Here is a 14,109-nt window from a genome sequence, read left to right as displayed (position 1 = left end):
CAGTCACTTACTTATTGTAAGCTCCCGGGGATTCGCTCAGTTGCCGCCTTGATACAATCCGAACCCGTTAGAGGAATCTGTGCTCGTTATAGGTTAATGACCGAAGAGGGCGAGAAGGACGGGGAACAGGAACGGGGCGAGCAGGGAGGTGATGATGCCGCAGATCACCAGCGCCAGTGAACTGAATGCGCCTTCCTGATAATCCATTTCTGCGCAGCGGGCGGTACCCAGTGCGTGTGATGCGGTACCCATCGCCAGCCCGCGTGAGGCTTTGGTGGTGATCTTCAGAACATTCAAAATCGTATGACCAAAGACCGCGCCGAGGATGCCGACGAAAATCACGCACACGGCGCTGATGGCCGGAATACCATTGATCGACTGCGCGGTGGCCATGGCAATCGGCGTGGTGACGGATTTCGGTAATACCGATGCGGCAATTTGCGGCGTTGCTCCCATCCATAATGCAATCGCGGTGCCGCTCACCATCGCCACCACGCTGCCGATAAAACAGATACTGATGATGGATTTCCAGCGGGCGCGGATCTGATGCAGTTGCTCGTACAAGGGAAACGCCAGCGCCACGACGGCGGGTTGCAGCAGATCATTGAGGATCTTGCTGCCCGCGAAATAGCGCGCGTAAGGGATATGGGTGACCAGCAACAGCGGAATGATCACCACCATCGACATCAGCAGCGGGTTGAGCAGCGGCATTTTGAGTTTAATAGCGAGCTTACGGGTGGCGAAAAACACCACCAGCGTCAGCGGCAGCGACCACAATATATCAATCATTTTTATCCTCCGCTTTATCCGTCACCGCACCGCGTTCGCCATGGATATAGTGGGAACAGTAGGCGACAACCAGCAATACAATCAGGGTACTGACCAGACACGACACCACCAGCGGCCCGAACTGCGTGCGCAGTTGCTCGTAATAATTCATGACCCCGACGCCGATAGGGACGAACAGTAACGCCATATAGCGAATCAGAACATTACAGCCCGGTTTGACCCATTTGAACGGCAGAATTTGGGTTGAAAGCAAACCAAACAGGATCAGCATGCCGATGATGCTGCCGGGAATGGTGAGCGGTAAAAGAGATGAAATCGCATTCCCGGCGAATAAACAGAGATAAATCAGAATAAACGCCCGAACATATTGGAATACCAGAGAGATTGCGGTGCTCATGGTGTATCACCCAGTTGAATAATGTATTCATCATACAATTAAGATGTGATCTGCGCCACAAAACGGAGTATGAAATTTAGGAATGAAGTGTATTCCAAAATGGCGTTTGGTAAACGGGGAAAATACGGATTGTGGGTGGCGGGCGATTCAGAAAGCTTGCTGAATGAGAGGTTCCAGCCTGTCGCGGTGATACCTGAAACATAGCCAGCGAGCGGATCGCTGGTTGAAAAAGCGAAGGGAGATCCGGGAGGGAAAAGCACTTCTCCCTCCCGGGCGGTTTCGGCGCAGCGCGTCAAATGAGCACTGCGGGTAAGAAACCGAAATATTCCCGGTCTTAAGAAATACTAAATTTGCCAGTCTTAAAGCACCTTCTCCAGAAAAGCCTGGGTTCTGGCATGAACCGGCCGTTCCAGCACCTGTGCGGCAGCGCCGCTTTCAACCACGCGACCATCCACCATAAACACCACCTGATCCGCCACCTGGCGCGCGAAGCCGATTTCATGGGTGACGACCACCAGCGTGACGCCCGACTGCGCCAGCTTCTTAATCACATCCAGCACTTCGCCAACCAGTTCGGGATCGAGGGCGGACGTCGGTTCATCAAACAGCATGACTTTAGGATTCAGCGCCAGCGCACGGGCGATGGCGATGCGCTGCTGCTGTCCGCCGGACAAATGACGCGGCCATGCGTGCGCTTTTTCGCGCAGACCGACCGTGTCGAGCAGTTCACAGGCACGGGCGATGGCGTTTTTGCGGCTCAGCAGACCGTGAACCACCGGCGCTTCGATGATGTTATCCAGCACCGTCATGTGCGGGAATAAATTGAAATTCTGAAAAACGTAACCGACATGTGTGCGCTGTTTGAGGATGGCGCGCTCTTTCAGTTCATACAGCGTATCGCCTTTGCGGCGGTAGCCGATGTAATCGCCGTCAATCTGAATAAAACCTTCGTCGACGCGCTCAAGATGGTTAATCGTGCGCAGCAGGGTCGATTTCCCCGAGCCGGACGGGCCGAGGATCACGGTCACGGTGCCCGGTTCGATGCGCAGACTCACGTTATCCAGCGCTTTGTGCGCGCCGTAGTATTTGCTCAAATTATTGATTTCGATGCGCCCGACGGTAGCAGCCTGAGGTTTGCGTGGAAACAGCTGCTCAACAGGCGCTTCCTGCGGGCGGTTAACGAATAAATCAAAGGCTTCTGACATAGTGCTTTCCCTTTATTAAGAACGGGCGACGCGCCACTGACGCAGGCGCTGCAAGGGTGTCGGCGCGACCTGACGCACGGTGCCGCGGGAGAAATAGCGTTCGACGTAATACTGCAAAACCGACAGCACGGTGGTGATCAGCAGATACCAGATGGTGGCGACCATCAGCAGCGGGATCACCTGCTGTGTGCGGTTGTAAATCACCTGCACGGTGTAAAACAGTTCCGGCATCGACAGGACGTAAACAATCGATGTGCCTTTCGCCAGGCTGATCACTTCGTTAAAACCGGTTGGCAGAATTGAACGTAACGCCTGCGGCAAAATGATGCGGAAGGTCCGGCGGTAGGCCGGTAATCCCAGCGCGGCCGCAGCTTCATGCTGGCCGTGTTCTACCCCTAAAATCCCGCCGCGAATGATCTCGGCGGTATAGGCCGACTGCACCAGCGACAGACCGAGCACGGCGACGGAAAACTGATCCAGCAAATCCACCGTCGGGGTGCTGAAAAAGGAAATCGTGGTGAACGGAATGCCGAGCGAAAGGTTGTCGTAGAGATAGGAAAAGTTGTAGAGAATGATCAGCACCAGCAACAACGGCAGGGAACGGAACAGCCAGATATACCCCCAGGCCAGTGCGTTCAGTAAATAGGATTTCGACAGGCGGGCGAGGGCCAGTGCCGTGCCGAAAATCACCCCAAAAAGGGTGCCCAGCAGCGTGAGCAACAGGGTTTTGCCAAGCCCGGACAGGATCACCGGATCAAAAAACCACTGACGAAATACGCCCCATTCCCAGCGGGAATTCGTGGCAATCGACTGGATGATGCCCAGCAGAATAAACGCCGAAAAAACCGCACCGGCAAGACGCCACGGATAGCGCGCTGGCACCACTTTCAGCGGCGGATGATTCACAGATGAAGGGGCATTTTCGCTCATCATTTTCTCTTTCTGTTACGTTGCAGATGACGTGACCGGCACGTCCGCCTTCAGCGTTTTGGTAAACGGCAGGCGCCCGTCATACGGTGGCCGGGAATAGACCTCCGGATCGAGGCGGGTGTCGAATTGCGGCTGATAACCGCGGGACAAATACAATCCGACCGCTTCGGGCTGGCGGAATCCGGTGGTGAGAAATACCCGCCGGTAACCGTACGCGGCTGCACGACGTTCCAGTTCATGCAGGATTTTTTGTGCCAGTCCCTGACGGCGCAGCGCGCGGTGAGTCCAGATGCGTTTGAGTTCGGCAGTCTGCTCGTCGTAGCGTTTGTACGCGCCCATTGCAATGGGCGCGCCGTTTCTCAGCAGAACAATGAAGGTGCCATCGGGCGCGGAAAACACGCTGTCATCTTCCGGCGGCTGGCTCGAGAAGAAATCGCCGTAACGGTCGCGGTATTCACCGAATAATCCTTCGATGACCGGCGCAATCAGCGGGTCTTCCGGCACGGTCTGAATGAAAATATCTTCGCTCATCGTTTCTGCTCCTGATCAGTCGCCCAGCCCCGGCGGGTTAATTTCAGAGTGATCGATTTTCTCGACGCTTTCGCCCCAGCGGTCCAGCACTTTGATATACGCTCCGCTGGCAATGGCGCTGTTCAGCGACGCCTGCACGGCATCCACCAGACCATTCCCTTTTTTCAGCGTCACCGCGATATTGGCGGTTTTCGGCCAGCCGCCCGGCACCGTGCCGACCAGTTTGGTTTTGCCGGTCAGCAACGCTTTATACGCGCCGGTGACGTTCGGGCCGAACGTGGCATCGGCACGACCGGACTGGATAGCCAGCGTCGCGGCAGCGTCATCGGTGACATATTGCGGTTTCAGCGCCGGTAATCCTTTAGCCTGGTTTTCTTTGTCCCACGCCAGCAACACGGCTTCCTGATTGGTGCCGGAGCCGACAATAATGCGTTTACCGGCGATATCGGGTGCGGATTTTATCGAGGTGATTTTGCTGTCACTTTTCACATAGAAACCTAGGGTATCTTCGCGGTAGGTGGCGAAATCAAATTTAGTTTTGCGGTCTTTGGTGACGGTAATGTTGTAGATGGCCGCGTCGTATTTCCCCGACGTCACGCCCAGCGGCCAGTCTTCCCACGAAGCCGGAACCACTTTGAGTTTCAGGCCTAAACCGTCGGCGACCAGACGGGCGATATCCGCCTCGCTGCCGATCACGGTTTTATTGTCACGGGCGTACAGCCCGAAGGGTGGGGCGCTGCCGAGCACAGCCAGCGCCACGGTCAGCGTACCCGGTTCGACAAACTTAAAGTTGGCCGGGATTTTTGCCACGGCTTCCGGGCTTTTCGGTGTATTCACCGGCGTTTCATTGGCAATCAGATCAATACCTGGCGCGGCGTATGCCGCTGATGAAAAACTTAATATTGCCGCGATGGCGGTGGCTGTGATGGTTACGCTATGTTTCATCATTATTATTTTTACCCTGCATTCTTATTTTAAGGGGTGATGACCGTGAGGTGACGCTTTCACTATTCCCGAGTGTTACAGGGATGTAAAACAACAAAATTAAATAATCAAAGAGAGAAAGTGGAAATACATTGCGCCGGAAATTTTGCACGAAAAATGCCCGGAATATCCGGGCGTGAGGAAATAAAGTCAGGTATGAAAAGGTTATTTTCCGGTTAATTCACTCAGCGCTTTTTCTGCCAGTTGCTGGAAATAATTCGCCGCCGGGTAAATAGCCGACTCATCAGGATTAAATTGCGGATGATGCAAGCCGAAATCGCTGGCAGAGCCGATGCTGACAAACGCACCCGGCACATGATGCAGATAAAATGCAAAATCCTCGCCCCCCATTTGTGCCTGCGCTACTTGCGCGTTATAGCCAAATTCCGCAGCGGCCTGTAAGGCAAAGTCTGCCCAGCGCGGTGTATTCACCACCGCTGGCGGCCCGCCAAACCAGTGCAGTTCAGCCTTCGCCCCCAGCGCATCTGCCACCCCGGTAATCACCTTGCGGATCCGCTGAGGGATTTGCTCGCGGATCCCGTTGCTGTAGGTGCGCACCGTGCCTTCCAGTTCCACGGTTTGGGGTAATACGTTCCAGGTGTTGCCGCCTTCAATACGGGTGACGCTGACTACCGCCGCCTCCTGAGCGCTGACGTTGCGGCTGACTACCGTTTGCAGCGCGGTCACAATGTGGCTGGCGGTGACAATGCTGTCGGTACCTTCTTCCGGATGTGCGGCGTGCGCGCCTTTGCCGGTCACGGTTATCTGGAAGCGGTCCACATTGGCATAAAATGCGCCGCCTTTTGTCTCAAAGGTGCCGACCGGCAGTTCTGGCGCATTATGCAGGCCGAAAATCGCATCAACGTTTTCCAGTGCACCGGCTTTAATCAGTTGCGACGCACCGCCAAACCGTTCTTCCGCAGGCTGGAAAAACAACCGTACGCGGCCCGGTAGCTGGTCTTCCCTTGCTTTAAGCAGATGGGCCGCGCCGAGAATAACGGAGGTATGAAAATCGTGGCCGCAGGCGTGCATCACGCCGGGTTGTTGCGAACTGAACGGCACACCGGAGGCTTCTTCAATCGGCAGGGCATCGATGTCACCGCGCAGGGCAACAACCGGGCCGTGTTCCGGGCCAATTTCAGCCACCACGCCGGTTTTCAGCCCGAGCGATAAAATGCGGATCCCGGCAGCATTCAGCCATTGGGTAATCTTTTGCGTGGTCACAAATTCCTGATTGGATAATTCAGGATGCTGATGTAATTCACGGCGATAAGCGATGAGTTGTTCTTCCAGTCCTGTCTCATGTCGGGGGGCAATGCTATTCGTTTCTTCGGCAAGTGAAATGCTCATGGCGAAATAACCTTATTGTCTGAAAATGATTGTTACCCAAATGTAGCGCTTCATTTCATGCTAGTCAGACAGAAGCCAATCACTAAATACTCAGTCGCTATAATTTATAGTCGTTTTGCACAGTGGCCTGCATAGCAAAATACTGACTATAGAAACGTGTTTTTATTATTTAGCTTTGAACTTATTTCGTGGAACTCTTTTTATCACAACGGATAAAAAGGGATGCGCAGGTGAATTACCGACTGAGTTTATTAGATCAAAGCCCGATCAATGACGGGCAGACCGCTGCGCAGGCGCTAGACGCCACGCTGACTTTTGCGCTGGCTGCAGAAAAACTGGGCTATCACCGTTTATGGGTGTCAGAACATCACGATACTGAAAAGCTGGCCGGTAGCTCGCCGGAAGTGTTGATCGCCTGGCTGCTGGCGCGCACTTCCCGGCTGCGGATCGGTTCCGGCGGTGTGATGCTGCAACATTACAGCCCGTATAAAGTGGCAGAGAATTTCCATCTGTTGTCATCACTGGCGCCGGATCGCGTGGATATCGGCATCGGCAAAGCGCCCGGTGGTTTACCCCTGTCAACCAAAGCGCTGCGTGCCCACGCACCGGCCGAATCATCGCCTGGTTTCCCGGCGCAGTTACAGCAACTGACACATTATCTCACGCATCTGGATGACCATCTGGCGGGCACAGAAGCCCGTGCGTTGCCGCGTCCGCCGGTGGCACCGCAGCGATTTTTACTCGGTGCCAGCAAAGAAAGCGCGCGTCTGGCCGCGTCACTGGGCTGGAACTTTGTCTTCGCCGGTTTTATCAATGCTTCAGCGCAAGTGATGACCGAATCGGTGCTGGCCTTCCACGAATATTCCGCCGGACAAGGGCAGGCGCTGGTCAGTCTGGCGGCCCTGGCGGCACAAACCCGCGAGCAGGCCGCTGAACTGGTGACCGGCCAGCATAATTTTCGCGTCACGCTGGGCGACCGGCACGTTACGGTCGGTTCCCGCGAACAGGCTGAAGCCTTTGTGCGGCAGTCAGGTGCGACGCAATACCAGATCGAACAGCAGCAAATCAGCGTGCTGCACGGCACGCCGGGCGATATCCACGAGCAACTGCGCGATATTCAGCGCCGCCTGTGCGTGAACGAATTTGTTATTCACACTCCACTGACTGAAGCCGGTGTGCGGCTGAAGTCCATCGAATTGCTGGCTGGCCAGCTTTAAGGAGATTTCATGAGCCATTCAAAAAGTATCAAGCTGGGTCTGATGTTGCACGGTGCCGGCGGCCACATGAATTCGTGGCGTCACGAAAAAGCGCCTGCGGATGCCAGTGTCAATTTCCCCTATTTCCGTGATTTAGCCTTGCGCGCCGAAGCGGCTGGTTTTGATTTCCTGTTTGTGGCCGACGGATTACACATCAACGAAAAATCACTGCCGCATTTCCTCAACCGTTTCGAACCTGTCGCGTTGCTGTCTGCGCTGGCTTCGGCCACCCACAGCATCGGGCTGGCAGGCACTATTTCAACTTCGTACAGCGATCCCTTTACCGTCGCACGTCAGCTGGCGTCAATAGATAACATCAGTCAGGGACGGGCGGGCTGGAACGTGGTGACTTCGCCGCTGGCCGGTTCGGCGAAAAACTTCGGCAAAGACCATCCTGAACATGCGCTGCGCTATCAGATTGCCGAAGAATACATCAGCGTGGTGCAGGGACTGTGGGATTCGTGGGAAGACGGCGCGTTTGTGCGTGACCGCGAAAGTGGTGTGTTCTTCGACGCGGCGAAGCTGCATAAACTGAATCATCAGGGACAGTTTTTCTCGGTCGAAGGGCCGCTGAATATCCAGCGTTCACCGCAAGGGCAGCCGGTGATTTTCCAGGCTGGCGCGTCGGATGCCGGTATCGCGCTGGCAGGTAAATCTGCCGATGCCGTTTTCACTAACGCCCGGACGCTGGAAGAAGCACAGGAATATTCGGCAAAATTACAGGCACAGGTCAGCAAAAATGGCCGCCATCCGGTGGGTATTTTCCCTGGCATCAGCCCGATTGTCGGCAAAACCGAAGAGGAAGCCGAGGCCAAATATCAGTATCTTCTGTCGCTGTTGTCACTTGACGATGCGCTGGCCTATCTCGGGCGATTCTTCGATCACCATGATTTCAGCCAGTATCCGCCGGACGGCCCGTTCCCTGAACTGGGCGATTTAGGCCAAAACACTTTCCGCTCCACCACCGACAGCATCAAGAAGCTGGCGCGGGAGGAAAACCTGACGCTGCGTGAAGTGGCGTATCAGACCACGCTGCCGCGCGGCGAATTCTTCGGCACGCCTGAGCAGGTCGCCGACCAGTTGATCCGCTGGGTGGAAGAGGGCGGTGCCAGCGGATTCATCATCAGCGGACCGGTACTGACCGAAGCGCTGGACGACATTACCCGGCTGGTGTTACCGGTGCTGGAAGCCCGTGGCTACTGGCATCCCTCGCAGGCAACGACGTTGCGTGAGCGCCTGAATATTCCGTTCAAAACCAATCGTTATAGCGTGCAGGAAACCCGCCGCGAGACAGTGAACGAAAAATAGTTACAACATACTCATGCTGTATCACAGGCCCGCTCCGGTAACTCCGGGCGGGCTTTTTGCTTTGCAGGTTTTTTAGGTCCGGGACTTTTTACCCTGTAAAAACATTCACGGACTTGCCCGCCTAAAAAATTGGGCGTAGGCTTTCTGTAATTAAAAAACGATCGGTCTAAATGATGGGTGCTGAGCTTTCTACTGAACCTGACGTGCCAGTCAAACCGCGCCGCGGGCGTCCGCCGAGAACGGCACGCGAGTTTGATGATACGCGTGAAGCGCTGATCCGTTCGGGGCTTGAAGTGATCACCGAAACGGGCTACCTGTCAGCAGGCATCGACGCGGTGATTAAAAACATCGCGGTGCCGAAAGGATCGTTTTATCACTATTTCAAAAGTAAGCAGGATTTCGGCATGGCCGTTCTGACGGCTTACGGATCATTTTTCGCCCACAAACTCGACAAGTTTCTGCTCAGGGCTGAGGTGTCACCGCTGCAACGCATCGGTGCGTTTGTGACCCATGCCGGTGAGGGAATGGCAAAGTTTGAGTTCAGACGCGGCTGTCTGGTCGGCAATTTATTGCAGGAATCCCCGCTGTTGCCGGAAGATTTTTCGCAGAAACTCAAATCGATTTTGGGCGAATGGGAAGGCCGTGTTGCCACCTGTCTGGAAGAAGCCCGGCAGGCCGGAGATATCGCATCAGACATGCCGCCTGCGCAACTGGCGCAGATTTTCTGGTCTGGCTGGGAAGGCGCGGTGATGCGCGCAAAACTGTACCGCTCGGCCGAACCGCTGGATCAGTTCTGGGCGTATTTCCGTCATACGCTGCAGTCACCTGTCCATCCATAAACTCGTCGGTCATAAATTCAAAAAATAGCACCTGCAATCATTACGTGAGTCATCGCATACCTCATGACAAAAACTTTAATCTCCTGAAATCATAAAGGGAAAAAAATGAAAGCATTGGTTCTGGAACAACAAGACAAGGCCACGCTGGCCGAAGTGAAAGAGATTGCGCTGCCGGACATGGCGGCAGGCGACGTACTGGTTGATATCAGCTGGTCAGGGCTGAATTACAAAGATGCACTGGCCATCACCGGGAAAGGCAAAATCATTCGTCAGTTTCCGATGGTGCCGGGCATTGATTTTGCCGGCCATGTCAGCCGCAGCAACGACCCGCGTTTCTCCGTCGGGCAATCCGTCATTCTCACCGGCTGGGGCGTCGGCGAAACGCACTGGGGCGGTCTGGCGGAGCAGGCATGCGTCAAAGGTGACTGGCTGGTCGCGCTGCCGGAAGGTCTGGCTGCGCGCAATGCCATGATTATCGGCACCGCCGGTTTCACTGCCATGCTGTGCGTCATGGCGCTGGAAGAGGCGGGCGTGACACCCGAAAGCGGCACCGTGGTCGTGACGGGTGCCAGCGGCGGCGTGGGTAGTACGGCGGTGGCCTTGTTGCATACACTCGGTTACACCGTGGCTGCGGTGACGGGTCGTGAATCTACGCATGATTATCTGCGTAAACTGGGTGCCAGCGAAATTCTCTCCCGCGATGATTTTGCAGAGACCCGTCCGCTGGAAAAACAAGTCTGGGCCGGTGCGGTCGATACCGTCGGCGACAAAGTGCTGGCTAAACTGCTGGCGCAAACCAACTACGGCGGTTGCGTGGCGGCCTGCGGTCTGGCCGGGGGCTTTAACCTGCCGACGACCGTGATGCCGTTTATTCTGCGCAACGTCCGTTTGCAGGGGGTGGATTCGGTTTCGGTTCCCGCTGAACGCCGTGCTGCCGTCTGGGAGCGTTTACTGAATACACTGCCGGATGATTTTTATCAGCAGGCCGCGACGGAAATTACCCTGGAACAAGCTCCGGCTGTCGCAGCCGATTTCCTGAACAATAAAATTCAGGGCCGGACGCTGGTGAAAATCGGCGGCTGACCCTTTTTGCCCGGTATTTCCGTGATACCGGGTGCTTTCCCTTCAATTATCTCCCCGCTATAAAGAATTCCTCCTGAGCGGCCGATATAAAGAATGTCCCTCTGAGAAAAAAGAGAATGGAATTCCTTATTTTCCGAATGACGTACAGCGCAAACATAGTCAAAAACGAATAACAACAGGCATGGGGAAAGTATGGATAATTTTCAGAAAGAAATTGATGAGAGAACCAATCTCACTTCATCAAACCGGTTTGAGCTTTTGCTGTTCCGTCTGGGGACCTCTCCGGATGATGAGCAATCTGAACTTTTTGGTATCAACGTTTTTAAATTGCGCGAAATCGTGCCGATGCCAACGCTGACCAAAGCCGCCGGAATGGTCTCGCCGATGATGGGCATGGCGAACATCCGTGGCGAAATTATTCCGGTCATCGACCTGCCTGCCGTGGTGGGATGCGTACCAAAAACCGGCCTGAACATTTTGCTGGTCACCGAATATGCGCGCAGCACCCAGGCGTTTGCGGTGGAATCCGTAGACGACATTGTGCGTCTTGAATGGAGTCAGGTGCTGGCCGCCGAAGCCGGTGTGAAGAGCCGCAACATCACCAGTATTGCGCGTCTGGACAGCGATAAATCCAGTAACCGTCTGGCGCTGGTGCTCGACGTCGAACAAATTCTCCATGACATTATTCCCAACAGCAATATTAACATGGATAAGAAGAAAACCAGCGCGTTTAAACTCAAGCCGGGTACGGTGGCGATTGTCGCCGAAGACTCTAAAGTTGCCCGTCAGATGCTGGAAAAAGGCCTGAACATGATGGAGATTCCGGCGCAGATGCATGTCACCGGTCTGGAAGCCTGGAATAAAATCCGCAAAATGGCCGAAGAATGCAAAGCCCAGGGGCTGCCCATTTCCGATAAAATCTCCTTTGTCTTAACTGATCTGGAAATGCCGGAAATGGATGGCTTTACGCTGACGCTCAATATCAAGCGTGATGAATTCCTGAAAAATATTCCGGTGATCATTCACTCTTCATTATCCGGCAGCGCCAACGAAGATCACGTGCGTAAAGTGGGCGCAGACGGTTACGTGGCGAAGTTTGAAATCAACGAACTGGAAGCGGCTATTCATAAAGCGCTGGATGCGAAGAAAATCGCCCATGTGTAATTTCATCAAACACTGATGTATAAAAGGCCCGTTCTCTTGTGCGGGCTTTTTATTATCAGCGGCATACCGAACAACGTGCAGAAAAATTATTGCCTGCAATTCCTGCTGCGCAGCATTTCCCCGGTCAGTCTGTTCCTTCGCCACGTTTTCCCCTATTAAGATCTGCCCCGTATCTACAATTTCGATAGTGATATCGAAATTATCCATTAGAGCGACGATAAGAATTGTTCTAATAATAACAGCGTTAACAACGTATTTAAGGCTGACCCTCATAACGAAAAAATTTATTTGTATGAAACTGAAAAAATAATATCAGCATGTCGTTATGAATACGTTGCGACTATGGCGTAGCAGAATTCATGGTTCTATAAGCAGGACGAGACGTCGGATCAGGTAATGCGTGACGGAGAGCCGACGAAACAGAAGCATAAAGAATATGGAGTATTAAATGTTTATCCGGCCACTTAAATTAACTCAGCACGTCGATGTGCAGGGTTCTGAAAATGCAACGACATTGGTACTTCTTCATTCTTTGGGGACGGATTTGCACCTTTGGGATTTGCAAATGCCGCGTCTGAGTGAACGTTATCGTGTTATTCGCCTGGACATCCGTGGGCATGGATTAAGCGCAGTCGATTCCCTGCAGTTTTCAATGTCAGATTTGGCCGACGATGTGGTGGCGGCGCTGGATCATCTTCACATTAACGAGTTCTATGTTGCCGGGGTCTCAATCGGCGGAACAATAGCGCAATGGATTGGGTTCAAGATCCCCAAACGAGTTCAGGGAATGATCATTGTTGATACTGCACTGGTGAATGCCGCTCCGCCTTCGCTCTGGCGCGCCCGGGCTGAAGATGTATTTCACCACGGTGTTGAGCATCTCGAAATGGGGATTCTGAGCAAATGGGTCACACCGAAATTTATCGACTCGCCCTACGCGGAGGGTATGAAACAGATGTTGCGCCGCACTTCGGTTGAAGCCTTCGCGGGTTGCTCTTATGCCATCGCCGACACCGATCTGACCGATATGAATATTCCGGGTGTAAGGGCTGTGGTGGTCAGAGGAAGTGAGGATCAACTTACGCCTCCGGACTACGCGCAACGTCTGGCCGACAAGCGCAATGCCCAATTGCATACCCTACCCGGCGCCGCCCATTTACCGAATTATGAGCAACCCGAAGCGCTCACTGATGAAATCATCTCGTTCATTGATAACAAGAATACGCATTAACAATCAGCGCAGGCAGTCAGCGCCTGTAAGGACGTACGGGCGCTGTTAATGAGCAAATCTGGCATGGCAGACGATGAAAAGTCTGATGCGCGAACGGAGTAAATTCTATGAATCGTCGGTTATTTATTGGTGGAAGCCTGGGCTTGTGCGCGGGTGTTGCAATGCTTCCGGCTGCCTTCAAAGGGGTAATGGCTCAGAGAGATATTATCGAGATGCAACTGGAGAGTGGAACCGTGAGCATCCGCTTATTTCCCGATTTGGCCCCCGGGCATGTTGAACGCATAAAATCGCTGGTACAGGCCAAATTTTATGATGGCATGCCGTTTAACCGGGTCATAGAAGGCTTTATGGCACAAACGGGTGACCCGATAAAAGATACAGGGCTGGATTACACGAAATTACCGGCGCTGGCCGCAGAGTTTAACCGATTGCCTTTTGAACGCGGTACCGTCGGCATGGCCAGATCACGGCATCCGCACAGCGCCCGTCATCAGTTTTTCATCACCTCCGCGAGGGCGGGTTTTTTAGACCAGAATTACACTGCTTTTGGGAAAGTAACGAGTGGCATCGAGTTAATTGACCAACTCCGCCGGGGGGCTTCGGACATTGGCACGGTGGTCAATCCCGATGTCATAAAAAGCATGCGATTAGTGTCTGTCAGCGCCGTATAAAATAACCTGGCGGCGTAAATATCCATTCGAAGGAGTCGAAGATGCCCAGTATTACTCTCTATACCGCTGCAAGCCACCGGTTAGATGCAGAGGCCTTTGCGGAATTTTCAACGGCTTTAGCCCGTCTCGCCATAGAGATCCTGAAAGCGAAAGAAAATAATATTCACATCAGCTACCTCACCGCAGAGATAGGTTTTGGCACACCGGTCTATTTCGAAGCAAGACTACGCCAGGAAGTTTTCCGAACCCTGTCGGTGTTGGATGAATTCATGCATCAGGTTGATTTATTAATTAAGGAGAAGACAGGAGTCATAGCGAGAATTCGCTGTTTCTCTTTTGAAGCGGGTAATATTTATGCAAAGAACTAAGGA

15 protein-coding genes are annotated in these 14,109 nt (G+C 53.7%); 8 read left to right on the top strand and 7 right to left on the bottom strand.

Translation table 11 applies throughout. The features are described from left to right. Positions 1–93 precede the first annotated feature (93 nt). From HGO41_RS07725 to HGO41_RS07695, 7 genes are all read right to left on the bottom strand, one after another. Entirely contained in the window at positions 94–789 is a 696-nt protein-coding gene (locus HGO41_RS07725; protein WP_013575174.1) for a CidB/LrgB family autolysis modulator, read from the bottom strand. Continuing rightward, positions 782–1,186 (bottom strand): CidA/LrgA family protein, encoded by a 405-nt coding sequence (locus HGO41_RS07720; protein WP_013575175.1) that lies wholly within the window; start codon positions 1,184–1,186, stop codon positions 782–784. The genes HGO41_RS07725 and HGO41_RS07720 overlap by 8 nt, the downstream gene beginning before the upstream one ends. Before the next feature lie 359 nt (positions 1,187–1,545). After that, positions 1,546–2,391, bottom strand: a complete 846-nt coding sequence (locus HGO41_RS07715; protein ID WP_037034826.1) for an amino acid ABC transporter ATP-binding protein — start codon at positions 2,389–2,391, stop codon at positions 1,546–1,548. Positions 2,392–2,406: 15 nt separating this feature from the next. Continuing rightward, complete coding sequence (locus tag HGO41_RS07710; RefSeq protein ID WP_013575177.1) at positions 2,407–3,321, bottom strand: amino acid ABC transporter permease; 915 nt, start codon at positions 3,319–3,321, stop codon at positions 2,407–2,409. A 15-nt stretch (positions 3,322–3,336) separates the two neighbouring features. Next, positions 3,337–3,852 (bottom strand): GNAT family N-acetyltransferase, encoded by a 516-nt coding sequence (locus HGO41_RS07705; protein ID WP_131638827.1) that lies wholly within the window; start codon positions 3,850–3,852, stop codon positions 3,337–3,339. 15 nt (positions 3,853–3,867) lie between these two features. Beyond that, on the bottom strand, positions 3,868–4,800 hold the full coding sequence (locus HGO41_RS07700) for an ABC transporter substrate-binding protein (protein ID WP_037034824.1): 933 nt from the start codon (positions 4,798–4,800) through the stop codon (positions 3,868–3,870). Between the two features lie 201 nt (positions 4,801–5,001). After that, positions 5,002–6,186 carry an amidohydrolase gene (locus tag HGO41_RS07695; protein ID WP_013575180.1) on the bottom strand — a complete coding sequence of 395 codons (1,185 nt, stop codon included), beginning with the start codon at positions 6,184–6,186 and terminating at the stop codon, positions 5,002–5,004. Between the two features lie 230 nt (positions 6,187–6,416). Here HGO41_RS07695 and HGO41_RS07690 point away from each other — a divergent pair, with 230 nt between their 5' ends. The 8 genes from HGO41_RS07690 to HGO41_RS07655 all read left to right on the top strand — a co-directional run bounded on the left by HGO41_RS07690 (position 6,417) and on the right by HGO41_RS07655 (position 14,106). Beyond that, positions 6,417–7,403, top strand: a complete 987-nt coding sequence (locus tag HGO41_RS07690; RefSeq protein WP_112151839.1) for an MsnO8 family LLM class oxidoreductase — start codon at positions 6,417–6,419, stop codon at positions 7,401–7,403. A gap of 9 nt (positions 7,404–7,412) precedes the next feature. Then, entirely contained in the window at positions 7,413–8,750 is a 1,338-nt protein-coding gene (locus HGO41_RS07685; protein ID WP_121019420.1) for an LLM class flavin-dependent oxidoreductase, read from the top strand. Positions 8,751–8,920: 170 nt separating this feature from the next. After that, the gene (gene acuR, locus HGO41_RS07680; protein ID WP_250980935.1) at positions 8,921–9,589 is read left to right on the top strand and encodes an acrylate utilization transcriptional regulator AcuR; all 669 of its coding nucleotides are present in this window, start codon (positions 8,921–8,923) and stop codon (positions 9,587–9,589) included. Positions 9,590–9,694: 105 nt separating this feature from the next. Beyond that, positions 9,695–10,672, top strand: coding sequence for an acrylyl-CoA reductase (NADPH) (acuI, locus tag HGO41_RS07675; protein WP_013575184.1), 978 nt, complete (start codon positions 9,695–9,697; stop codon positions 10,670–10,672). A 192-nt stretch (positions 10,673–10,864) separates the two neighbouring features. Beyond that, positions 10,865–11,836, top strand: coding sequence for a chemotaxis protein (locus HGO41_RS07670; protein ID WP_013575185.1), 972 nt, complete (start codon positions 10,865–10,867; stop codon positions 11,834–11,836). Positions 11,837–12,284: 448 nt separating this feature from the next. Further along, positions 12,285–13,067: an alpha/beta fold hydrolase gene (locus HGO41_RS07665; protein ID WP_112198312.1), complete on the top strand. Its 783-nt coding sequence runs from the start codon at positions 12,285–12,287 to the stop codon at positions 13,065–13,067. Positions 13,068–13,174: 107 nt separating this feature from the next. Continuing rightward, the gene (locus HGO41_RS07660; RefSeq protein ID WP_119261482.1) at positions 13,175–13,738 is read left to right on the top strand and encodes a peptidylprolyl isomerase; all 564 of its coding nucleotides are present in this window, start codon (positions 13,175–13,177) and stop codon (positions 13,736–13,738) included. Positions 13,739–13,779: 41 nt separating this feature from the next. Then, positions 13,780–14,106, top strand: coding sequence for a hypothetical protein (locus HGO41_RS07655; protein WP_013575189.1), 327 nt, complete (start codon positions 13,780–13,782; stop codon positions 14,104–14,106). Positions 14,107–14,109 lie beyond the last annotated feature (3 nt).

Origin of the sequence: Rahnella sp. CG8, assembly GCF_023701875.1 — a bacterium.
In the GTDB taxonomy this organism is placed as follows: Bacteria; Pseudomonadota; Gammaproteobacteria; order Enterobacterales; family Enterobacteriaceae; genus Rahnella; species Rahnella aceris.
Note: the sequence above shows the minus strand (reverse complement) of the source record. Positions and strands in the feature narration are given on the sequence as shown.

What these genes read in the sequence shown, in the direction of transcription:
- HGO41_RS07665 (WP_112198312.1), top strand. Translation starts at nt 12,285, where the DNA reads ATGTTTATCCGGCCACTTAAATTAACTCAGCACGTCGATGTGCAGGGT.
- HGO41_RS07725 (WP_013575174.1), bottom strand. Translation starts at nt 789, where the DNA reads ATGATTGATATATTGTGGTCGCTGCCGCTGACGCTGGTGGTGTTTTTC.
- HGO41_RS07670 (WP_013575185.1), top strand. Translation starts at nt 10,865, where the DNA reads ATGGATAATTTTCAGAAAGAAATTGATGAGAGAACCAATCTCACTTCA.
- HGO41_RS07695 (WP_013575180.1), bottom strand. Translation starts at nt 6,186, where the DNA reads ATGAGCATTTCACTTGCCGAAGAAACGAATAGCATTGCCCCCCGACAT.
- HGO41_RS07715 (WP_037034826.1), bottom strand. Translation starts at nt 2,391, where the DNA reads ATGTCAGAAGCCTTTGATTTATTCGTTAACCGCCCGCAGGAAGCGCCT.
- HGO41_RS07710 (WP_013575177.1), bottom strand. Translation starts at nt 3,321, where the DNA reads ATGAGCGAAAATGCCCCTTCATCTGTGAATCATCCGCCGCTGAAAGTG.
- HGO41_RS07685 (WP_121019420.1), top strand. Translation starts at nt 7,413, where the DNA reads ATGAGCCATTCAAAAAGTATCAAGCTGGGTCTGATGTTGCACGGTGCC.
- HGO41_RS07660 (WP_119261482.1), top strand. Translation starts at nt 13,175, where the DNA reads ATGAATCGTCGGTTATTTATTGGTGGAAGCCTGGGCTTGTGCGCGGGT.
- HGO41_RS07700 (WP_037034824.1), bottom strand. Translation starts at nt 4,800, where the DNA reads ATGATGAAACATAGCGTAACCATCACAGCCACCGCCATCGCGGCAATA.
- acuR (WP_250980935.1), top strand. Translation starts at nt 8,921, where the DNA reads ATGATGGGTGCTGAGCTTTCTACTGAACCTGACGTGCCAGTCAAACCG.
- acuI (WP_013575184.1), top strand. Translation starts at nt 9,695, where the DNA reads ATGAAAGCATTGGTTCTGGAACAACAAGACAAGGCCACGCTGGCCGAA.
- HGO41_RS07720 (WP_013575175.1), bottom strand. Translation starts at nt 1,186, where the DNA reads ATGAGCACCGCAATCTCTCTGGTATTCCAATATGTTCGGGCGTTTATT.
- HGO41_RS07705 (WP_131638827.1), bottom strand. Translation starts at nt 3,852, where the DNA reads ATGAGCGAAGATATTTTCATTCAGACCGTGCCGGAAGACCCGCTGATT.
- HGO41_RS07655 (WP_013575189.1), top strand. Translation starts at nt 13,780, where the DNA reads ATGCCCAGTATTACTCTCTATACCGCTGCAAGCCACCGGTTAGATGCA.